Here is a 22240-nt window from a genome sequence, read left to right on the forward strand (position 1 = left end):
CATATCATGCACCCTGCAGGGCGGCAATTTGTTTTTGCATACGGGTAATCGCTTTTTGCTGGTCTTTCATCACACTGGTCAGCACTGCGATAATATCCATCGCACTGACCGCACGCTGATCCTTGTCGGCCAGAAGGGCAGGCACCTCCTCGGCAATAAAGCCGAGTGTCCGCTCCTTCGATCCGTCCTTGTATTTGAACGATACCGGATTAAGCGCTTCAAGCAGCCCCTTAGCCTCCTTAACGGGAAGGTCGGCGATGTTGTCCTTCAGCTCGCGGGAGGACCACCAATACATGCTGCCGTTGGCGTAGACTCCGCCGCTGGCATGCAGATAGATCCGGTCGCCGGCGTCGTTCGATACGCCGATATCAAGCACGCAGTTCTCGCCGCTTGTCGGATAGAACTTGATCCACGCCGAGTCACCGCTGCCGCCGCCGGGGTCGGAAGGGAAGATAATGCCGTTATTGCCGCTACCCGCGCTCGGAATCAAGGCGCTGCGGACCTCCAGACTGCTGTGCACCGAGGCATAGGACCAGTCGTTGCCGTAATTAAGGACAAGGCTGCTGCCGTTGTCCACCAGCGCTCTGCCCGGCGCTCCCCGGCGGCCGGGATAACCGATCTTGAAATCGGCACAGCGGACAATGGCGTCGAAGTTTTCGGCCACATCAAGCTTTTTAAGCATTCCGTCGAAATTCAGTACCGCTGTCTTAATAACTCCGTTGATTTCAAGATCTCCGGTGATTCTGGCGTTACCGTTCACCTGCAGGTAGGTGTTAACATCGAGCCGGTCCCAGATCGAAACTTTCCGCGCGCCTCCGTTCTTGGAGTTGCCGACAATCATCAGTGACCCGTAGGTTCCATAATCATTGCTGATCTCAGCCTGGTTCCCTCCCGCAAATCCGGACCACGCGGAGGTGAAGCGGATCGGATTCTGGCCTGCGCCGGTCATAATGCGCATACCGCCCGTGACTTCCAGTTTATCCGCAGGGAGCAGCGTGCCGATGCCGACATTGCCCGAGGTATTGAGCGAAATATGGTCCTGCTTGTCGTTCGTCGTTCCGATCTCCAGCGTGCAGTCCTCGCCTTCGCGCGGATAATATTTAATCCAGGCCATATCGCCGGAACCGCCGCCCGGATTGCTCGGGAATACAATGCCGTTGCCTGCCCCGCTGCCCACGCTGGGAATAATCTGTCCGGACGCCTGAAGGCTGCCGTTGACATAGAGCATACCGTTGACATCGAGCCGGTCCCAGATCGCTACCTTTCTGCCTTGACCGGCGGATTGATTGCCCACGATCATCAGCGCTTTATGATTCGTGGTGTCATTGCTGATCTCGGCGGTATTGTTCTTGCCGTCCGGGAAGGCGCTCCAGGCAGAGGTGAAGCGGATCGGATTGCTTCCGCTGAGCATGCGCAGGCTGCCGTCTACATCCAATGAATCCTCCAGGGTCTTCCTCGGACCGATGCCCACATAACCGCTGCTGTTCCACGAGAGTACGGGCTTGTCCGAACGGGTACCATCGGCGGCGACCGCCCTTGTCCCGAGCACCCCGCCCGCTGCACCGAACAGCGCCGGGCCGTCTACCTCCGCCCCTGCGAACAGCTTGCCCTTGCCGAACCAGCCCAGGCCATGCGTGCTGTCGATGGTGTCCTTATCCGTAGCCTTCAGCCACAGCATCTTGTCGTCCTTCAGCCCCAGATCCGCATCGCTGTACAGCTTGCCGGCTGCATTGTAGCCCAGGCTGGCGCCGGTGGCGGAGCTAAGCTTGCCGTGCTTGTGCAGGCTGTCGGCGTAATCGTGGCCGATGAGCCCCTCCCAATCGTTGCCGTAGGCGATTTTCTTGAGATCGCCGCCAAGTCCCGCCTTGAAGCATTGCTCGCTCTCGACCCAGACAATCCGGGCATCCTGCTTCCCGTCGTTGCCCCGGTACACTTCCAGTCCACCGTCGCGGGGACCCGGGAATACATAATTCGGATCGTCAGGATTGGGGCTGTTGACCTCCACGAAGCTGTTCATAATGCGCAGCTCGCTCTGGGACTGATCCTTCCCCTTGAGATAAAGCTCGCCTTGCAGCGTCAGATCGCCCTTAACGTTCAGCGAACCGGTAAAATGGGTCTCGGGCGCATTCACCTCCAGCACATGCCCTTCCTGCAGTGCATACACGGAAGGCATAGTGGCCAGAGACTGTTCATGCTCACTCATATTCCCGTTGTTATCTTCACTTTTAGCCTTGACAATCAGTTGCTCGGTAACCATCTTCCTGCCGGCCGCCCCTGCATAAATTCTGAGCGGCGTTCGGTCGGCGTCAGCGTCGTAGTCGAAGATGCAGGCATTGTCGATCTTCGTTTCGGTGCCTTCCTTGCGGGGAACCACCCGGGCCAGCACGATGTTTCCGGGGCCGTCAGGTTTGACGGTACCACTGCTGATCTTGCCGCGCTCCCAGGTATGAATCGGTTCGCCCTGACCCCGTTCAACATTGCGCTCAGACTTCTCTTCCTGATAGCTGACCCAAATATAAATGCTCTCATTGGCCATATATTCGGACAGATTTACCGGATTATCCGGGTGCCCTTCATAGATCAGGATTTCCTGGCTGACGCTTTCACCGTTCAGGACGGCCTGATTGAGCGCCAAGCCCTCACTCACCTGCACCTGCATATCTGAGTCCGGCAGCGCCTGAACCTTCAGCCCGGTGACAATGCCCCAGGTGTGCAGATAGCGGTTATGCAGGCGCTGCAGACGCAGGTAGAAGTCCTGATCCAGGCTGTAATCGGCGGCGTTCAGAAACAGTCCGTCGAAATAATTCATTCTCTTGAATTCTTTTCCCATGTTCTGCAACCTCCGGATTTGTAATCTCTATTCCTCTCTCATTCCTCCGACCAAGGTCTCCATTCCTACACGGCCGTACACGCCAAGACGCATTCGCGGCACCTCGATATTCAGGCTGTAATTGGTATAGAACGGCTTCTCCCGGCGGAGCACCTCCTGCAGGATGTTCACCTTGTTCTGAAGCAGGCTCCGGCTGTGTGCGGGGAGAATGATATGGACGGTAAAATAACTCGGCTCCGCCGGTCCGGTCATCGTGTTGATGCCGATTCGGCTGCCTTTGCCGCAGCGGACCGGCTCCTCATAGCTCTCGATATGGATGGCAGCCTCCTCTCCGGCAAACACCTGCAAATATTCTGCAAGGCCCTCAGGTGTACCCCGTTTCTTGTACAGCTCCATCATACCGCCGAGCAGCTTACGGTTAACCGTGCTGCGCTCAGCAGTCAGCGGAAGCAGCTGTGCCGGGGTAAGAGTCCGTTCGTAGGTATCCAGGTTACCGTCGTATTCCTCCCCTTCGGTGAGGGTTAGGCCAAGCCAGCCTGCCAGCCAGGGAAGAAAAGACGCCGGGGTCTTGAGCGGATCGAAATAATGATGAAATCCGTCAAGCAGGGCTTCAATTCCCACCGACTCTCCGCTGAGCGCCCCTGTCTTGCCCGAGAGCAGCGCTTCAAAGCCCTTCAGAAACCGTCCCAGAAAAAAGTCAGCCTCAGACTGGTTTGCCTGCTGCTGAAAGATTCGCGGCAGATAACTCACATAACTGTAATCATCCTGAGTGGTCATTCTTGCACCTCCACCTTCAGCTCCTTCAGCCGGAATAATTGGTAGGGCCTAAGCTCCGGTGAATCCAGCGACAAGGCGGCGACGTAATTCACGCCGGGGATGGCTTCAACCAGGTGGTACAGGTCGGAAGAATACAATTTCCGCCCCGGAGGCCAGCCCTCTCCTTCTTCTCCGCCGGATACGGGGTCCAGGAAGCGGCTTACCGCCTCGCTGACCGTAGCGGAAATTCCTTTATTCTTCGCTGAAACCACCATATCTACAGATACATCGCGGTAGTCGGGCTCGACCACATGCACCCGCGTGGTCAGCAGCTTGCGGGCGTCAAGATACGCCTTGACGGCGGCTTTGATCTCTGTGATTTCGCGCAGGAGATCATTCTGCCTGGCGGTTTGCAGCACCAGAATCACGGATACATGGCCAAAGCTCTCTTTGTCCCCGGCCGCAGCCTTCTCCATATCCGTGTTGATCAGGCACAGTGTGCGCAGCGCCAGGTCCGGGTACTTGTCTTGTATGCCCGGAATCCTGGCCAGTCCCTGCCTGGCGAGTAATCGGTAATCATCCGCCGTAACCGCGCGGTAGGTTTCCTTAAACTGCTGTACCCCCCGGCGGATACCGTTCGTCAGCTCCTCGCCGTCCTTCAGCGCTGTACCCAGCAGCTTCAGAAACTCCTGCTTGCTGGCATCCGTCACCTGGTCCAGGCGGTACAGCACCATTTCACTGAACCAGGCGAACAGCTCGACCAGTGTAATGCCCGGGTCAGAGGGATTGTAATTCGTCCATTCCGGAGCATACAGCGGAATCAGCGATTTGGCGTCGGCGACCAGCTGCTCGAAATCCAGATCGTCCAAATTCGGTATCGGAAGCGCCATAGGCCTTCCTCCTTTCTAATGCTTGGCATGAAGACGCGTAGCCTGTGCAGAACAATACGGGCAGCGCTCCACCTCTCCCGGGATGCCGGCGGTTCCGGTAATATACTTCCGGTCCTCCCTGCGGATCTCCTCAAGGGCACATTCCGGCAGCGCAGCGGTCAGATCATGCAGCGTGCCCCGCTGCTTGTCCAGCAGGTATGCGAACACCGGAGCGTCCATCTTGTTGATCAGATGCGTGCCGCCGTATATCAGCTCGTTCTCTTCCAGGAAGATGTTCTCACTGCTGACCTGGCTGAGCTTCAGCGGTGTAGTGTTGATATATTCATCGTTGCGGCTGAGGTACACAATGTCTCCCGGCTCAAAGACGGCGATTTTCAGGGAAAAGGTGTCTGCGCCTGCCGGCAATTCATTCATGATATAAGAGCGCACGACGGCATCTCCGGGCAGGACGTATTCGATATCGCTGCCCTCAGGATAGCTGAGCTTCAGCTCCTCGCCGTCCCAGGTCCGGCATTCCAGAATATCGCCGTCGATGGAGAGGACCCTCAGCTTGACCGGGCTGTAATTGCGGTAGCGCAGCTGAATCTCCGTATTCTCCCTGAAGCCTTTGACCATCAGGGCTTTCACCTTGCTGCCGGCCGCCGCCCCTTCGGCAAGGGCCATCTGAATGCTGCCGTCATTCATCCGCACCGCGCTGTACTTCGGATATTCCACGGCCGGGCGGTAGGGACCGCTCTCCAGCGGCTCGATGCCCAGCGTATAGCACTGCAGAGAAGCCTTGACGGCGATGTCCGAAATGTAGTCCACTCCCGGCGTGTTCTTGAGCAGGGCGTAAACCTCCGATACATACAGGTTATTCCCCAGCGCCCATCCTTCGCCGTACTGCCCTCCATAGAGCGGATGAAAGAACTGCTTCAGTCCGTCAATCATCCGGCCTTCCGCCACTTTACGCTGCTCCACCGAGGTGAACGCCGCATTCGCTTCAATGCCGATACGCACATAGTCGGGGCCGGTTACCGCTATGCGAGGCGCAGCGGAACCAAGGATGGCCGCCGTCCGTGCAAGTAAATAGGCTTCGATCTCACTGAGCAGCTCCTGGCTCGGCACCGGCTTCGGCTCATCCTTCTCCGGCACGACGATCACTGTAGCCATTCCCGGCACAAATTCCAGATCACGGTTCCGGGCACCGAGACACTTCACCTTGGCGATGCGCGGCATGCCCTCCCGGACGAGCCATTCAATATCCTCGGCGGTGACCCCGCGGTCCCAGCTCTTCAGCGAATGCGGACCGCGCACGATGGCCTGCTCCGTCCCTTCCTGGTCAAAGCCGCCGTCCGCCGCCACCGGATTGGTTACGCCGTCCAGCCAGTCGAAGCTGTCCCACATTCTCGTAATCGAGCCGGCGGCAACGTTGCCCGCAGCTCCCCCTCCATGCTGGTAATCGCATTTGAGATTGTCCACACCCATCGGCGGAATCATGCCGTTGCGGCCGTCGCCGAAGCTGATCGTGCCGTTGGTGCGGTCGAGCATGTAATGCCGCCCATCCGCTTCGGACAAGGAGAACGCGTCCACTTCCTCCCACAAGCTCCATTCCGCCTGACCCGAAGCCTCGCGAACCCACAGCCGCTGGCCTGGCAGCACCGGAGTCTTGGATAACTGAAAGCTCTGATTCTCTTCCCCGTTGCTGGAGCCGGGAAGCTCACCGGCAATGGTGCTGACGTTGTGCGCCCACACCACATTGGAATAGACGGCATCTATCTGCGGTGCAATCTCGAAGCTACCTTCCTCCAAACGGGCGCGAATCCAGTAATGCTCGGTCCCCAGCAGCGCACGTCGTCCAATATCCGCAGGCGCAGCGAACTGGAGCATTTCCCTGCGGGTAAAGCCCCTGGTATCATCGCTGACAGGGAGCGTCAGCCATCTGCGGCCGTCCCAGTATTCCCAGGCGATGACCGGACTGACTCCGAGCTGTTCGCCGGTCAGCGGGAAGAACAGCGACACCGGCAGATTGGCCGGATTCTCGTCGAAGGCCATATACAAGGTCGGGGACTGTTCTGTACAAGGATAAAAGGGCTTGAAATAGAGTCCTTCCTCCCTGCATTCCCGTGTTTTCTCCGCGAACGTGAAATTATTCTCTGTCAGCACAACCTCAGGACAATCCTCCAGCGTGTATTGATAAGCAATACTGAGCTTCTGCAGGGAAGGCGGCTTAAAGGTCGCTTCGGTATATTGCAGCTGGGCAATGGTCACCGTGCTGTCTCCAACCTGCACCTCCTCGTCCTTGTAGCCGTATTTCGCTTCCTCTCCGTAATGGCCCCCGGTAATACGCAGCCGGATCCAGTAATTGTCCTCACCGTTCAGCTCCGTTCTGCGGATGCCCGGACAACGGAAGCGCACGATGCCGCTGGCGGTCAGAAGATCGGGGCGCCCCGTCCCTTCCCCTATGCCGGTCTGGGTTTCCGGCTGCAAGTCCGTAATTGCGTCCCATCCCGCGCCGTCCCAATACTCCCAGCTAAGCTGTACGGACTTCGTATCCGGCAGCGGACTGATGGCCGGGTCGGACAACGCAATATGCAGGGCGATCTCGCCGCCTTCCTTGGAGAACGCCTCGCCGCAGGCAATATAGAACGTATCGTTCACCTTCGGCTTCTCGCCGAACGGGTAATAGTCCTTGCCCAAATCAAGCGCCGCTCCGCCTCCGAGTGCGGTGTCCGGCTGCAGCGGCGCGGGACTGGCAATGCTGAGCGCCAGATGAAGCCCTTCAATGTCCGGCATGTCTGCGGCCGAAGACAACTCGGTCCGGAGCTCCGCATACAGCCATTTGCTGTTCCATTCCCGAGTAGCGCCCGCTGCGTCATAGCCGGTGACCGTTTTGGCCTGGACTCCGCTCAGACCGTCGAACTGGTAGGCCGCTCCCCAGATGGAATCGCCCCATTCCCGGCTGACCGCAGGGGTAAGCCGGACGGCGTTCCCGTCCTTATCGAAGCAGAACCAGTCCATCGCCAGCGGCACGGCTCCCTGTCTGCCCGTTCCGCCCTCTGGTCCCCCCATGTCTTCCGGCTTGTTCAGATACACCGTTAACCGGCTTCCGGCTTCCCCGAAGCCCAGCAGCTGCTCATGGCCCAGATACAGCCGGTGAATCACTGCGGCGTCTCCGGTGAACAGCTCCGCTCTGCCGCCTGCAGCTTCATCCGAGAACAAAATATCATGGCTGCTCCACTTGTCCCGCAGCGGATCAAGGCTGGCTGCCCGGACCAGCCGGGGACGGATCACGGTCAGATCCTTGTCAGTCTCGAAGATCAGTTCCCCGCCGCTCGCGGGCTGGGCGGATACCTTGCTGCCCGCCGGGATGGTGCCTGTACCTGCGGCGTCATCCTTCAGCGCAAACAGCAGCGGCGCCTTGGCTGCCCGCGGCGGTGTCGGGCTGATGCCGACCATGTTCAGAAAGGAGATCAAGTGCTTCTCCGGGGCCTTGTTCAGCCGCTCCGTTACCTTACCAAGCATATCCGTAAAGATATGGATCATGGCTTCGGCCTTCTTATCGGCTGCAAGCTCGGTCAGGTCACTCCATTCCTTGGCGCAATACCTGTAAATTAAGCTTCGCAGCTCCGTAACCAGCTGTTCCTGATTGCGGCTATCAATCATTGGCACTGAGTTTGGCATTATTTCCCCACGCTTTCAAGGAAGAATGGATACACCAGATTGTATTTACTGTTGCTGGCCCGGATGGAATATTCAATGGATACGTCGAGCTGTGACTGGTTGGCCAGCGGCGTTACCGTAATATCCTCCACCTCAATCCGCGGCTCCCAGTTCAGCAGCGCTTCTTCGATATAGCTGCGGATCAGTGTGGCCGTGCTCATATTGTTCGGCGCAAAGACCAGCTCGCTGAGCCGGCAGCCGAAATCGGGACGCATGACCCGTTCCCCGCGCGCGGTAGACAGGATCAGGAGGATCGACTCCCTGATGGCGTCTTCACCGGCGGATACACTGGTGCTGCCCCGCTGCACAGCGAACGGAAACCTCCAGCCCCGGCCCAAGAAATCTACTACTTCCATCTTGCTAACCTCCTATAAAAACCGTTCCCGCCGCAATCACCTTGCCTACGGGCAGATCGGCCGGATCATTGCAGGTCTTGGCCGCGTCCCCGCTCCGCGCCGCCAGCTTGCCGTTAATCTTGACGCTGGCGCTTCCGGCGACAATGGTGCCTTTGTTGTGGGGCGGCTTCTGAAACGGGCCGCCTTGGGGAACATGTCCCGGCGTATTCGTAGCCGTGGAATCGACTGTGGCGGCGGGCTGGCCCATAATATTGACGTTGCCGCTGAGTGCGCCGTCGATGATCCCCGTATACGGGTGCGGCAACGGAGTCGGCGCCGGTCCGGGGAGAATGACAATATGCATATCCGTGGCAACAATGCGGTCGCCCTTCTTGGCCGCCGGTTGTCCCATACCTCCAGCTCCCTCGCTAATTGATGTTCAGTTAATTCAGGTTAATCGTCGCTCCTTTGAGCGCCATACTGCCCGCTGCCTTGACATTCATCCCGGCCTTGGCTTCAATCTTGGTGTCAGCGGAGGAGTTAATTTCTACCGTCTGGGCAGTCAGCGTCAGCTTGCCGCTGGGAGCAGAAAGCTCCAGATCCTTGCCGGAAATGATGGAGACCTTGTTGTCCTTCGTCTGGATCATGATTTTGTTCTTGCCTGACTTGTCGATAATCTGGATGCTTTCGCTGCCGCTCTTGTCATCCAGCAGGATTGAGTGGCCTTTAGCCGAGGTCAGCTTGATACGCTCTTCGCCGCTCTTGTCGCTGAACTCAACCAGATGCCCGCTCCGGGTCTTCACAACCCGCAGATTGTTCTTGCCGTCGGCATTCGTCTCGGGCGGTTCATCCTTGCCGTTCCAGAGGGAGCCGATCACATACGGCCGGTTGACATCCCCGTTCTCAAAGGCCACAAGCACCTCATCATCCACCTCCGGCAGAAAAAAAACACCTCTGCCCTTGCCCGTCATCAGAGAAGCGATGCGCGCCCAGTTGGATTCGGCCATGCCCAGCAGCGGAATCTTGACTTTTACCCGCCCGGGACCCGGCTTCTCCTTATCGTTCACCGCATCGTTCTTGATCACAATTCCTGTCAGAACGCCGTAAATCCGCCCGTCATTCAGCAGACTTTCGCTGAAGCTTCCAATTCCCGGTCCTTCGTTCATAGGCCTGTCCTCTTTACTCTAAAAGTCGTTGTGTACCCCTTACTGTCCAGCTTGTGGACGGTGGACACAACGTAATAGATCCCGCTGAAGCGCTCGCCCATGCCGAGCAGCTTCACCGTCTGGCCCGCGCGCAGCTGCGGATTGCCCCAGCACATGCCTTCGCCGGCGATAAAATCGCGCAGCCTGCTGTTGTATGCGGCGCTGGCCAGCGCCTTCGCTTCGCTCATATCGAGCAGATTCTCCGCCATAATGGCAATCGGCGATTCCTCGATCCCCTTGGCGGAGATCGCATACCCGGTCTCCTTGCCGCCCATCTTGGCTGTCTCGTCACCCGCCTTGGCCTCGGCCTCCAGCGCTTTCTTCTCCTTGACATCCCAGCCGCGGACCTTGACCTTGCTGCCGCGGGTCAGCGTCCGCAGCTCCAGGTTCAGCCGTTCAAAATCCTTCTTGAAGCTCAGCTCCGGCAGCGTCGGTGCCTTCTGTGCCCGCGACTTGACGAAATACATCGTCTTGTCGTCGGCATAGAGCTCATAATCGAGCTGCGCGGCCCGTTCCAGCAGAAACTCGTAGTTGCTCTGATTGTTCTGGAACAGGTAGGGATGCACAGTAGCCGTATCGTCAACTACAGGCGACAAGCCGTGCTCCTTGGCAATTTCCGCAGCGATCTCGCTGTCCTTCTTCTTGAGGAACACCTTGCTGCGCGTGCCCATGCGGAGCCGGTGCAGCAGGTCATACCCGCGGATATCCAGTACGGAATGCTCGGAGAAATTCAGATCAAGCGACGTAATCTCCCCGCTGATCAGCGGCACTGCTTTGTCCAGCCCGAGCGAGAGCTTCACCTTGTCGCCGGGCTTCAGCGTCTTCAGATCAATGCCGCGCCACATGCCGCCCGCGGAGTCGACCATATTCAGCCGGATGGAGAACAAAGCCGGCAGATTGATTTCATCCTCCAGCGTCACGGCTTCCACGGCGGCCGTAAGGCCGGCGGAGAGCTTGCTTCCATTCAGTTCAATTTTGTAGTTCGCTACACTGGTGCTCATCTTCAGCCCCCGCCTTAATCCGGAATGACCAGCGTCCTTCCGATATCATTTTTGCCGGGAAAGCCAATCGGATTGACAATCCCGTTCAGTTCGGCAATTCTCCGCCAGGCCAGCGGCTCCTTCAGCGCTTCATTCGCGATGAGATCCAGCCGGTCGCCGCTCTTGACGATCCACAGCTTGCGGCAGGCATTCAAGCCCTGGTTGTCCTCGACCGTCTTATCCGGCTCATCCGTAATGAACGTGACATCCAGCAGCGAGCGTACGGGCGTACCGTTCTCCAGGAACATCGTGAACTTCTGCTCGATCTTGCTCAGCAGCCCGCGGTACGTAAAGCCGCCCCAGACAAACATGCACACCGGCGGCCGCTTCGTGCTCTTTCCGCTGACCTTGGGGTCAAGCAGTGAGGTCAGCTTGCGGGTCAGCTTGCGCACATCGCTGCGCTTCTCGTAGGTATCGTAGAACAAAGAAACCTTGAACTCCGGCGTTTCGCTAATCTGGAACTGCTTGTTGTTCTTCTCGCCCGTATATTTCCCTTCAAAAGAAACGGTGTACTCATTGGGGTTATACATCACCTCAATGGCACCGCCGCCCATATCCAGCGGAATAATCTTCGCTTTCTCCGCCATTATCTAAGCCCCCTCCGGTCATTGCGAATGGCTATTCGTTTCTCCAGCACCTGATATACCCGCTCCGCCAGCTGATTGATCTCTTCCGCACTGACCTTCGGTTGCCGGGCAGCCTCCCTGGCCACCGGCGCAGCCGCAGCCGGGGGATTCCCTTCTGCCTGCGGAGGCTGAATGTGCTCCGCCGCTTGCCCTGCCGGCTTGCCCGCTGCCGCTCCCGCCGCAGCCTTCCACTGCGCTGGGCTGTGATGAAGCAGCTCTGCAACTGTAAGCTCCGCTGTGCCGGACATGGCCCGCCCCGGCGGCTTCACTGCCGGTCTGTTCAGCAGCTCCGGCATCACGGGAAGCACCTGCCCGCTGACGGGATACACCGGCGGGGCAGATCGCCGATACGGTCCGATCACATCAACGGACCGGGTCCGCTGCTGCAGCATCGGGAGTTCCGTCCGGGATTCCTGAGCGGAAGCCGGAAGCGGACTCATTAGTGTATTCCGCTCACCCGCAGCGCGTTGAGTGACTGTTCTAGCAGGAAAGATTGTCCGTCCGCTCTCAGCGGAAGGGCTCCGGTATGCAAGTCCGGCCAGCACTGTGGCTACGCCCTTTCCGGCAGTAAGCTTCAGCAGTTCAGGCAGAGTCCGCTGCGGCTGCGTAACAGCTGCCGCAGGTACGGGGCCATCCGGATCAGCTGATCCGCCGGACCGGGCCGTTCCCGCCTGCATCACCGTTCCGGGTAATGAGGCCGCCGCCTGCCGTCCAGGCCCAAGACTTAACGGAATCATCCGTTGTGACGAAGCTGAATATTGCTGCACTTCCTGCAGATTAGAGGAAGAACGGGCCTCGCTATGATGGAAACGGCTCTGCAGAATCCGCAGCTGCCGTCCGGACTTTACCGATTGCCAGGGGTCATCAGCCGCAATAATACCACTTTTATCCGTTGTTATATGCTGTAATCGTTCTGTTCTTACTCCGCCTGAACTCCGGGTTCCGCCCTCCTCTTCTGAAGAAGCAGACCGGATGACCCCCAGCCCGCGCTCTGCAGGCAGCCGGTAGCCGGGCGCAAGCTGCCGCTCCGGCAGCCTTGCTCTACCTGCCGAAAGCTCCAGCTCTCTTGCCGGCTGCGGAACCGGCCTGGCGTAATGTCCGGCGGCGTTACCGGCTGCTTCCTGCTCCGGATGCTGCAGCAGAGCAGCGGAAGCGGCTACCCTGACGGCAGCTCCGGAACCTCCCGGATTCACCCGCTCCGGGCCGGGAGGATTCACCTGCTGGCGGATGACGATGCTTGAGGTATGCTTCACAAGCAGTGTCCGGATTACCCGTTCCGGCGCAGCCGTGCTTGTCATTGGCTGGTGGACGGATGCCTGCCGGATTTGGATAAGCCGCACAGGATGTATGTTCGTAACAGCGGCTGGAGCAGCATGGGCCTCGGGCCAGCCAGACAGCTGAAAGCTCAGCTTGCGCAGAATCAGGCCGAAAAGCGCCTGGCGATGGCGGATGATTCCGTATTTCCCGCTGATCCTGCCGGCAAAGTCAGGCGCTGCAAGAGTCCCCGGGGCGTTTATCCGCTTTAACAAGATCGGGCTCATCGTTATCTGTACCGGTACAGCCCGTTGTGGGTCAGCACCAGGCTTTCCACCGCAATGCTGCTGCTGCCTGCATTGAACGCCGGGCCTTCCCATTTAATCGGGCAGGCTTCGATGAAATTCCACCAGACCTGCGGATTGCCGGAATGATCCAGCAGGCAGATCGAGCCGCTGCGCCGGCTGATGACCCCATTCATCACTTTTTGATACCAGTTCCATAAATAATTGTCGCCGGTCACTCCATTCTTGAGTGTCAGGTCAGAGTGCTTCGTCCCCGTCAGGAACACAAATTCCTTGTGGTTCTCGCCGCCGAACGTTTTGCGCTCCACCTGGGTTTCAATGCTCAGGCCGGAGACCTCGCTGAAGCCGGCGACCGATATTCCGTCGATCTCCACGATAAAGTTATAGGCTAGATAAGGGTCTTCCCGGTACCCCGGAACCCAGTTCCGTCTGGCACCGATGTTCAGAATATTTGGCCGCATGTTTACCTCCTAAGCCTCAAAGAACTCCTTCTTCTCTTCCCCTCCGCCAAGCTTCCGGTTGATGCTGCTGACCTCCCGGCACCAGCGGTCCCGCTCGGGATGCTCCAGGCCAAGCACGGTCGCATAATCCCAATGCAGATAATAGGTCAGAAAGGCTACCTCCTCATAGAGGCGGTCAAGGGGGTAGCCGACTATTCCCCCGGCGTCTCCAGCTCAACCTCGAACGGCTGCTCGCACTTCGGGCATTTGGTATGCACGGTATTGGCTCCGTTCTGGTTGATCCGGTTGTACATTTCCTGCAGATAGGCAAAATCCGCGGTGTACAGCTCTTCAATGACCCGCGGTGTAATCATGCTGAGGCCGCCAAGACTGACGACCACCCGCGAGAGCAGAATCACGCTTAAATAGGCCGGGTTCTGCTGCACCCGTGAATCGCGCAGCGGCATAATTTCATCGGCTGCGGTTGCGAGCCGCATGGTGCCCTGCTTATGCAGGGTACCCGTGTCATCTACATAGCCCTTGGGAAGAGTGAAGCTGAATTCCGTTTGTAATATGTCCATGCTTTCGTTTATACCTCGCTTCCGCCCGGATGAGTCCGGGGTTGTTAGGAATACTTAAGCCGCTGCGCCATTCCGGAGCCGATCCTTGTTCATACAGGCCTATAATTTGGTAGGTTGAGGCGTATGTTGTCGGCTGCCCGGCGGCGGAGCATCCGGCTTATCTCACCCGGCGTACACCTTCATGCACCAGTTCCAGCGATTCGACCGACACTTCGTTGCCTTTGGCGCTGAGCGCGCTGACATCGTATTTGATCGGCCAGGCTTCGAGAATATCCCATTGCGCCTTGTCATTGCCCTCTTCGTCCACCAGAATGATGGACAAGCTCTTGCGGTTCTTGAGCGCGCCCTTGTCTTCGACCGCTTTGCGCCAGTTGTACAGCTCCAGCGAGTCGGTGAGACCTTTCTTCAGCGTGATGTTGCCGAACTTGGTCAGGCCGGACAGCTTGCGCGAATGCGGCGCATCAATGCCCTCCCGGTAATCGACGGCCTCGGTAGACGTGTCAGGAATGGTCGCATCGGCGAACGCTGCGGTCTGAATGCCGTCAATGACCACCCGGAAGCGGTAATTGCGGTAAGGGTCCAGTCTTTTGCCTGTTGCCATATCGTATTTCTCCTCTCATGCTCTGATATGAATCTGTTATTTGGACAATGTCTTCTGGCTGACCCGGATGACAACGAATTCAGCCGGTTTCACCGGAGCTACGCCGACTTCGATGATCAGCTGGCCTGCATCCCGCACCGCAGGCGGATTGTTCTCCTCGTCCACCTTGACGAAGAACGCTTCTTCCTGCGTGGTGCCATACAGCGCGCCGTCTCTCCAGACACGGGTCAGGTAGGCGGTCAGGTTGCGCTTGACCTTGCCCCACAGGCTCGGATCGTTCGGCTCAAACACCACCCATTGGCTGCCCTCGTCGAGCGATTCCTCAATGTACATCATCAGGCGCCGTACGTTGACATAGCTCCATTCCGAGTCGGAGGACAGTGTCCGTGCACCCCATACGCAGATGCCTTCCGGCAGCGAACGGATGACGTTGATCCCTTCCGGGTTCAGCAGCTCCTGCTCCGCTTTGGTAATGACCTTCTCGATGCCCACGACCGTGTCCAGATAGCCGTCCGCTGTTCCGGCCGGAGCCTTGTGCACGCCGCGCACGGAGTCCACGTAAGCGTAGGTTCCGGCAATGGCGCCGGAAGGCGGCACCAGCTTTTGCTTGCCGGTCAGCGGGTCGTTAATGTATACCCACGGATAATAAAGCGCACCGTAAGAAGTGTTGAAGGAGTTGCCGGAGAAGGCTCCCGCGCCGGCCTTGAAGTCCTTGACCTCAGATGGGGTCAGGCCATGCGGCGGATCGACGATGAAGATGCAATCCTTCCGCTGCTTGCAGTAATTGAGCATGTCGAGAATGGTTCCGCGGCTGTAAGCCATGTCGGCCAGGTCGGGAGCAGCCACGATATTGATGCCGTCGATGGTGTCAAAGGCATGAATGCCGTCGCGTTCCACCGAATCGCCCAGGAAATCAATCGGCGACATCCCGTTTACACCGCCGCTGAGAAGCAAAGCGTTCTCGTTGAAGGCCGGTGTTTTTTCCATATTCTCCAGTACATCCAGATCGATCAGCGGAGTTACCTTCACAAAGGCAGACACCTCGTTGATCTTCTCTTCGAAATTGATCAGCAGCATGTTGTCGAATACTTCGACAATCTTGCCCTCTTCGTCTTCGCCGGTGTATTCGTCGTTGAAGTCGTCGTCCTCGTCATACTGCACAACCACCTTGAAGCCGAACTGCTGCTTGTTGGAGGATTGGCTCACCTTGACCGAAATCCGGTTGCCCCAGACTCCCTCGGAGCGGGCGACGACCTTGAACAAATCACCGTTCTCCTTATCCCGGATGGTCAGCGAGGCCGGCTGGATGTCGGTAGGAGCCGCTCTCACCACATAGCAGGAAGTGCCCCCTTCGGCAAAAAAGTTATACACCGCATAAGCCAGATATCCGTTAGGAATAAACTGGCCGAATTCGCTGACGAATTGGCTCCAGTTCGTGACCAGCACCGCTTTGCCGATCACACCCTTTTCTGCGATTCCGACAAACGCCCCGACCGAGGTGCCCACACCGGCAATCGGCTTGACCCCGCTGGAGACTTCTTCCACATACACACCAGGCGATAAATAGTTGGCCATCTTGTATCCTCCTAAAAGTTTTGTGAGCTGCGCTTCCTTGGTAATGGTTCGTACAAAACTCGCATCGGAAGCATACGCTAAGTTTTGTGAGCTGCGCTCCCTGTTACTACTTCGTACAAAACTCGCTTCGGAAGCATTCGCTAAGTTTTGTGAGCTGCGCTTCCTGTTACTACTTCGTACAAAACTCGCTTCGGAAGCATTCGCTAAGTTTTGTGAGCTGCGCTCCCTTGGTAATGCTTCGTACAAATAAACAAATGATTCTCCGCTCCAGTTATCCTCCATGAATCACTCCTTTCACAGAAGAAGCAGACTAATATGGATGAATGCCGAGTTCGCGGGTCTGAACCCGCGGGATCGTAATCCGCTTGTCGGCAGGCAGCCTCACCGGTGAGACCAGATAAGACAAGCTGACCTTGGCCGGCTTTCCGGGGAAAACCTCCCAGAGCTGCTTGATATCCTGGATGGTCAGATTATTGTAGGAAATCCGGATCTCCTCGTTGCCGCATGCGGCCAGATTTCCGGTCAGATCGGCGCCGCTCAGCACCGGGTGCTCATGAAACAGCTGAAAGATCCGACCCAGAATTAGCTGCTCCGTCTCCCGGTCTTTGGCGTAGGGCGTCAGCAGATAGTAAAGATCCAGGTAGGCCGGGGGGTAATAGAAATCCTCTGTGCCGCCGATCTCTTCCCGTTCGCTGTTGCGCATGCTGGGGCTGTGGCTCAAATAATACAAACACATCGACAGCTTCATCGTAGAGCTGTCAATATCGCTGGGGGAGCCGAAGCTGATGAAGCTGTCATCGTTCAGCTCCGGCACACCCGCTTTCAGCAGCGCCTTCAGGCTCGTGCTGACATCTCTGATCACTGTACCGGTATCCACGGCCATCGTCAGTTCACCTCAATCAGTTGGTGGTATGGAGCATAATCGGACCCTAGAAAGGTTCTGCCAAGCTTCCGGTATTCGCGCTTCGCCGCCAGCATGATCTGCTTCATCCCGATGGGACAGCCCTCATGAGCCGCATAAAAAGCGGCGTTAAGCGCGATATTCTTGATGTTGCCGCCGGCAAGCGCAAATTTGTCCGCGATGAACTTGTAGTCGACCGTATCATCCACCGGGGCACCGGCGGGGAACATCCCCCGCCAGATTTGCTCGCGCTGCTCTTTTTCGGGAAAAGGAAATTCCAGCTTGAAATGCAGTCTGCGCAAAAAGGCATCATCCAGGTTCTGGTTCAGGTTCGTGGCAAGAATGACGATGCCGGAGTATTCCTCCATCTTCTGCAGGAGATAGCTGATCTCCACATTGGCGTAACGGTCATGGGCATCCTTCACTTCGGAGCGTTTGCCGAACAAGGCATCGGCTTCATCGAAGAACAGGATGGCGTTCGAGGTCTCCGCCTCGTCAAAGATCCGCGATAAGTTCTTCTCCGTCTCCCCGATATACTTGCTGACAATCTGCGAGACATCAACCTTGTAAATCTCCAGATTAAGCTCGGTGGCAATGACCTCGGCAGCCATCGTCTTGCCGGCACCGGGCGGGCCGGAGAACAGAATGTTTAGCCCCTTGCCCAGCGATAGCCGCCCGGCAAAGCCCCACTCGCCGTATACCAGCGGACGGTACTTCACCTGGTTGCATATTTCACGCAATTGTCCCATCGCCTCATCCGGCAGGACCAGCATGTCCCAGGTGTATACAGCATCAATCTTGCTCGCCAAGGTACGGATCGTGCGTCCGGATTGCTGGTAGCAGGCCTGGTACAGCTCCTTCACGCCGATCTCTCCGCTGGCTGAGCCGTTCCACACGGCAAGGTCCTCCCCGCCGCGCAGCGCCGCACGGATCTGCCCTCTGGAGAAGCGGAACGCTCCGCTTAAGTCGGCCAGATCGACGGCCCCGGAGAGGGTGTGGCCGGAAGCGTAGCTTTGCCAGGCTTTGCGGCGGGCGGCGGCATCCGGCAGCGGGAAGTCAACCTGCATGTAATGGAGAGGAATCTCCGTCATGTTCTCCCGCCACGGTCCCTCGCCCAGAATGAACGTGAGCGGAGCCCGTTCGCCGAGCGTTTGCAGCAGCAGCCGGATCTGCGGATTGTACCGGTCATCCTCGGCCGTCAGTGCGTCAAAGCCGGTGAATAGCAGCGCCGTATGATGCAGCAGGGCATGCCGGCCGATCAGCCGCAGTAGCTCAGGGTAGCCGTTCTCAAGCAGGAGCTTACCCGCATCGGCAACCAGCAGCGCCGCACCGAGCCGCTTACATACAGTTCCGGCGGCGGCAAGCTTCTCGGCTTCGTCCCCTCCGCTGCAATACAGCAGCGTTCCGGGCCAGCCCTCCGCTCCGGCATGTTGCCGGTTCACGAAGCGCAGCATTTGTCTCACCTGCATTTCACTTTCTTCTGTTGTTACAGGAATAGTGTCTGCCGGATATAGCCTGGCCGCCGGAGCCAGCCTCCCGTCCAGCGTCTCGAAGCCGAGCAGCGCGCTCACGCTCCAGTCCTCCAGCTTCAGCGGCCGGGCAATCAGCGGGACGCGGCTGTCTCCATATTCGCCTGTGCGGTCCAGCAGATCATGCATCAGCGGTGCGGTTCTTTCGAAAGAGAGCCGCGCCGCCAGCTGTTCCTCCCCCGGCGCTGCAAACAACGACAGAATCAGATCTACGGCCGGGCCTCTGGCGGAGAGGTCGTTCTGGAGGCAGGCATAGACGCGCTCATATTTCCGGTCCAGCTCAGGGGCCAGACAAGCAATGAGGCAATTCCGCTCCAGCACCGACAGCTTCAGCTTCGAGGCGATATGGGGCAGCATCAGTTTAACACCTGCTTCCCTGCTTAGGGCCAGCCGCTCGGTGATGTGCCGCTCAAGTCGGGCAATGGAGGACGCAAGCCCCTCTGCAGTGTCCACCTGGGAAGCATCACCGCCCAGCAAAGCGATGATCTCTTCATCGATTAGCGTCTGCTCCCCGATGCCGGCAGATGCGCGGTAATAACGCAGACGTAGGTCTAGCAAGCGGAGCTCGTCTGATAGATATTCGGCATTTGCGGTGTAAGGGTGAACCGGTTTTGCGTCTTCTGTTTGTTTAGGTGCGATAAGCTCTTCTTGCTGGTGCACCTCCGTCGCTACCACTGTTTCTTCCCGCATTTCAGCAGACTCCGGCTGATTCACGGCAAGTGTTGGATGAACTTCAGTACCGGTTACTTTTTCAATTACAGGCTGACCAAACCATTTGGATTGTCGTTTGAGTTTCATGACATGTGATGTCCTCACTCTTTATTTTTCTCGTTCACTAATATGGAAGTTTGGGAGGGGGGAATACAACTGAAAAGAAAATGTTCCAGCTATTTTTCAGCAGGTTATGGGGAGGGAAAGAAGCTTGCGGAAATGGAGAAGAATCAATGGAAAGAGGCGGGATAGAGTTATTACTTCATCGTTAGCAGAAAAAACGGCCTCTTTCCCTTCACCCGACAGACAGCAAGCAGAAATCAGAACCGTTCAAAGCAATCGTAATTGCGCTGGCGGAAAATTAATCCGTCCCTGAACTCAAACACACAGCAAAAATAAGCCTTCAGCTCCTGCCCGGCTCTGAATGTCCCAAGATCCGCACCGACGACCGCCGTCCATATCACCTCAGTAATTACAGCGTTCTCTGTCTCAAATGCGTGCTGAATGTCATAATTCTGCGATAACAGCAGCTTGGCCCCGTTGGGCATCCGTTGGAATAACACCTTCCAATCGCTGACCGTAAGCTTTGCCGTCAGCCAGTTGGGATATTCGGTCTGCTCGATGTCAGGGTGAAAAATGCCGGCATAGCGGGATTCCTCCGTCACAAATTGCTCGGTAAGCGCAAAATACTCTTTCACTACATCAAGGTTCATTCAATCCACACCCTTCCATTTTTTCGGATCGCATCGTACCATACATTTATATTAATCGCTTATGTGATTATCACATCAACCATACCAAAGGAGCTGTAAATGATCATCTCTTTCTACAAACACTCACACTAAAAGCCAGCCTGAGGCTGCATACCAGGCTGGCGATTTAAAGTCTATTAATATCTACTCTGATTCCCGAAGGAGTGCGATGAAATCTTCAAAATTATTCGATACAAAATAGATGCATTCCGGCGATAAGCCGTTATCTTCCTCCAGGTAATCCAAATCACAAAAATAAACCTGACCGGTCTCTTCGCCTTCTATAACCAAACAAATAAGACTATCCATAGGATCACGGCCGATAGGCAAAAATTTAGATGGTAACACATTTTTTAATGTATAGTCTCTATAATAGGCTTCTAAATTTGACTCAGCCTCCTCCGAGATTGGAAAAAACAACATAACTGAGGTTTCAATTTTTTTATTCGCTGTATCAAATCTTCTTTTTACCCGTTTACCGCCATTATTCCTGATCAGAAAGTCTCTGTACTGTTTAGGTAACTGAATTCCGTATTTGCTTTCAAATGCCGCAATACCTGACTCCTTTACATCCTCAAACGTAAATTCATACTCATAATCCATCAGCAACACCCACTATTCTCTAGAATATAGTCCGTCCAGGAAATCTGAAAAGCTTTTGCACACCGGAATAATTGCCTCTTCGCCGAACTCTTCATGATCAAAAAAAACGATTGGCGGTGACTCTTGAGTATTTCGGTAATCAAAACAAATTAAATTACCAAAGGGATCCCTGCCAAAAGGAACCAGGCCTTTCATACGCGGTTCGCTTACTATTTGCATATACATGAATATATTTACTTCCTTGCTAGTAAAACTGATAAGATTGTTGAATACAACTGATTCTTCATCGGGAAGGTCAAATAGATTGGGGGAAGGATATCCCCCATCATTATATTTGACGCAATCTTTGTAATCTTCCGGATAGCTGTAACCGAACATGCGCTCCGCTCTTTGAATCAGTTCATGCTCCAAAGGCCCTTCTGTCACACTCCATGTTATTTTATTCATTTTATCAACTCCGCAATTTTCCGTTTGATTTTTCCTTTCCTTCCAGCTCTGCCTCCTCCCCAAATCGCTCTACCGCCGGTATGGCCAGCTACCTGATGCTCAAAATAATCTACGATCTGCATTTTGCCAGTATCCTGATGATGATGCCAGGTCAATGTCTCGGGAACTTTACCTTTTTTCAGTAAGGCAATCTCTTCGGCAGTAAACTTCTGAGCAAGATTTTTATCACTTTCTATTTTCTTAAAAAGTTCCTTCGATAAATATTCAAACTGAATATCATCCGGTTCCAAGTAATAGCTTTCAGGCAAGGATAAATCCTGCTTCGAGTTAAACACCGGGAATCCATCTGCGTCGTATTTAATTTGGTAATCCAGTCCGTTCTTTGCAGATGTAAAAGTATAAATGGCACCTCCATCATCCGTACGTTTCACACTTTTGTAATTTCTTGGTTTATTAAGCTTTCTTTGATACTTCGGTTGTTTTCTTGCCGCTTCTTCCATTAATTTTTCATATTGTTCAAGTAATTCATCAGCGTTTCTAGTGGAAGCTTTGGCAATCTTCAACCTTGGATTAAACACCCCGTAGAGGATGATCCATTCTTTTTGCCGTTCCAGCTCGAACCGCTTGAACTTGAACCTGTTCAGGATCTTGCCGAGCAGACCCTTGAGCTTCGTGACCCCCTTCGTGAATCCCTTTTGCAGACTCTTGATCACCACTTTACCGTTACGGATGATCATACTGCCTGACTTGGAAGCGAGGGTGGCTCCGGATTTCAGCAGGCTCTTGACGCTGCGTACGCCTGCGCTTGCCGCGTTCTTGGCACCCTTGGCCGCCGCGGTGGCACCTTTCTTCACCGCTGCGCCGGCTTTCTTCAGGCCTTTACCCAGGCCCTTGAAGCCCAGCTCCATCGCCAGCTCGACCAGCCCCATTGCCATCGCCGTCGCCAGGGCGATCGAAGCGGGCTCGACCAGCTTCTGCCAGCCCTTGCTCAGATATTGGCCGATATAGCCCGCCGCGTCTGCCAGTGTCTTAGCCACAGCTACTACAGCCGATGCATTCATGGCCGTCATCAGGAACTGCATCAATACCGGAAGGAATGCGGTGATGGCCCCGCCGGTGACAATCTCCAGCACAACCACCGCAGCCAGTGTGCCGAC

21 protein-coding genes are annotated in these 22240 nt (G+C 56.2%); all 21 read right to left on the reverse strand.

Translation table 11 applies throughout. The features are described from left to right. Positions 1–4: 4 nt before the first annotated feature. Positions 5–2830, reverse strand: a complete 2826-nt coding sequence (locus F1379_RS27650) for a tail fiber domain-containing protein (RefSeq protein ID WP_150275697.1) — start codon at positions 2828–2830, stop codon at positions 5–7. A 27-nt stretch (positions 2831–2857) separates the two neighbouring features. After that, positions 2858–3607 (reverse strand): phage tail protein, encoded by a 750-nt coding sequence (locus tag F1379_RS27655; protein WP_150275698.1) that lies wholly within the window; start codon positions 3605–3607, stop codon positions 2858–2860. Continuing rightward, the gene (locus F1379_RS27660; protein WP_150275699.1) at positions 3604–4476 is read right to left on the reverse strand and encodes a baseplate J/gp47 family protein; all 873 of its coding nucleotides are present in this window, start codon (positions 4474–4476) and stop codon (positions 3604–3606) included. The genes F1379_RS27655 and F1379_RS27660 overlap by 4 nt, the downstream gene beginning before the upstream one ends. A gap of 15 nt (positions 4477–4491) precedes the next feature. After that, positions 4492–8139 carry a putative baseplate assembly protein gene (locus F1379_RS27665; RefSeq protein WP_150275700.1) on the reverse strand — a complete coding sequence of 1216 codons (3648 nt, stop codon included), beginning with the start codon at positions 8137–8139 and terminating at the stop codon, positions 4492–4494. Beyond that, positions 8139–8534, reverse strand: a complete 396-nt coding sequence (locus F1379_RS27670) for a GPW/gp25 family protein (protein WP_150275701.1) — start codon at positions 8532–8534, stop codon at positions 8139–8141. The genes F1379_RS27665 and F1379_RS27670 overlap by 1 nt, the downstream gene beginning before the upstream one ends. 4 nt (positions 8535–8538) lie before the next feature. Beyond that, positions 8539–8925, reverse strand: a complete 387-nt coding sequence (locus F1379_RS27675; RefSeq protein WP_150275702.1) for a PAAR domain-containing protein — start codon at positions 8923–8925, stop codon at positions 8539–8541. Positions 8926–8956: 31 nt separating this feature from the next. Further along, entirely contained in the window at positions 8957–9679 is a 723-nt protein-coding gene (locus F1379_RS27680) for a phage baseplate assembly protein V (RefSeq protein WP_150275703.1), read from the reverse strand. After that, on the reverse strand, positions 9676–10719 hold the full coding sequence (locus tag F1379_RS27685; RefSeq protein WP_150275704.1) for a phage late control D family protein: 1044 nt from the start codon (positions 10717–10719) through the stop codon (positions 9676–9678). Before F1379_RS27685 ends, F1379_RS27680 begins: the two co-directional genes overlap by 4 nt. Positions 10720–10733: 14 nt before the next feature. Continuing rightward, positions 10734–11345, reverse strand: a complete 612-nt coding sequence (locus tag F1379_RS27690) for a CIS tube protein (RefSeq protein WP_150275705.1) — start codon at positions 11343–11345, stop codon at positions 10734–10736. Next, complete coding sequence (locus F1379_RS27695; RefSeq protein ID WP_150275706.1) at positions 11345–12913, reverse strand: hypothetical protein; 1569 nt, start codon at positions 12911–12913, stop codon at positions 11345–11347. Before F1379_RS27695 ends, F1379_RS27690 begins: the two co-directional genes overlap by 1 nt. A gap of 14 nt (positions 12914–12927) precedes the next feature. Further along, complete coding sequence (locus tag F1379_RS27700) at positions 12928–13404, reverse strand: phage tail protein (protein ID WP_150275707.1); 477 nt, start codon at positions 13402–13404, stop codon at positions 12928–12930. 9 nt (positions 13405–13413) lie between these two features. Then, the gene (locus tag F1379_RS30655; RefSeq protein ID WP_187355329.1) at positions 13414–13599 is read right to left on the reverse strand and encodes a DUF6760 family protein; all 186 of its coding nucleotides are present in this window, start codon (positions 13597–13599) and stop codon (positions 13414–13416) included. Further along, positions 13596–13964 carry a hypothetical protein gene (locus tag F1379_RS27705; protein ID WP_150275708.1) on the reverse strand — a complete coding sequence of 123 codons (369 nt, stop codon included), beginning with the start codon at positions 13962–13964 and terminating at the stop codon, positions 13596–13598. The genes F1379_RS30655 and F1379_RS27705 overlap by 4 nt, the downstream gene beginning before the upstream one ends. A gap of 157 nt (positions 13965–14121) precedes the next feature. Further along, positions 14122–14565: a phage tail protein gene (locus tag F1379_RS27710; protein WP_150275709.1), complete on the reverse strand. Its 444-nt coding sequence runs from the start codon at positions 14563–14565 to the stop codon at positions 14122–14124. Between the two features lie 36 nt (positions 14566–14601). Beyond that, a complete protein-coding gene (locus F1379_RS27715) occupies positions 14602–16140 on the reverse strand; it encodes a phage tail sheath family protein (protein ID WP_150275710.1) in 1539 nt (512 codons plus the stop codon). A 310-nt stretch (positions 16141–16450) separates the two neighbouring features. Next, a complete protein-coding gene (locus F1379_RS27720) occupies positions 16451–17023 on the reverse strand; it encodes a Pvc16 family protein (RefSeq protein WP_150275711.1) in 573 nt (190 codons plus the stop codon). A 2-nt stretch (positions 17024–17025) separates the two neighbouring features. Further along, positions 17026–19368: an ATP-binding protein gene (locus tag F1379_RS27725; RefSeq protein ID WP_150275712.1), complete on the reverse strand. Its 2343-nt coding sequence runs from the start codon at positions 19366–19368 to the stop codon at positions 17026–17028. Between the two features lie 233 nt (positions 19369–19601). Continuing rightward, complete coding sequence (locus tag F1379_RS27730; RefSeq protein WP_150275713.1) at positions 19602–19994, reverse strand: nuclear transport factor 2 family protein; 393 nt, start codon at positions 19992–19994, stop codon at positions 19602–19604. Positions 19995–20177: 183 nt separating this feature from the next. Then, on the reverse strand, positions 20178–20636 hold the full coding sequence (locus F1379_RS27735; RefSeq protein WP_239004843.1) for an SMI1/KNR4 family protein: 459 nt from the start codon (positions 20634–20636) through the stop codon (positions 20178–20180). Positions 20637–20648: 12 nt separating this feature from the next. Beyond that, positions 20649–21083 carry an SMI1/KNR4 family protein gene (locus F1379_RS27740; RefSeq protein WP_150275714.1) on the reverse strand — a complete coding sequence of 145 codons (435 nt, stop codon included), beginning with the start codon at positions 21081–21083 and terminating at the stop codon, positions 20649–20651. Beyond that, positions 21080–22240, reverse strand: a 1161-nt coding sequence (locus tag F1379_RS30475; protein ID WP_239004842.1) for an HNH endonuclease, incomplete at its 5' end; no start/stop codon positions are given. The genes F1379_RS27740 and F1379_RS30475, both read right to left, overlap by 4 nt.

It is taken from the genome of Paenibacillus tepidiphilus, from assembly GCF_008635795.1.
Taxonomy (GTDB): domain Bacteria; phylum Bacillota; class Bacilli; order Paenibacillales; family Paenibacillaceae; genus Paenibacillus_AQ; species Paenibacillus_AQ tepidiphilus.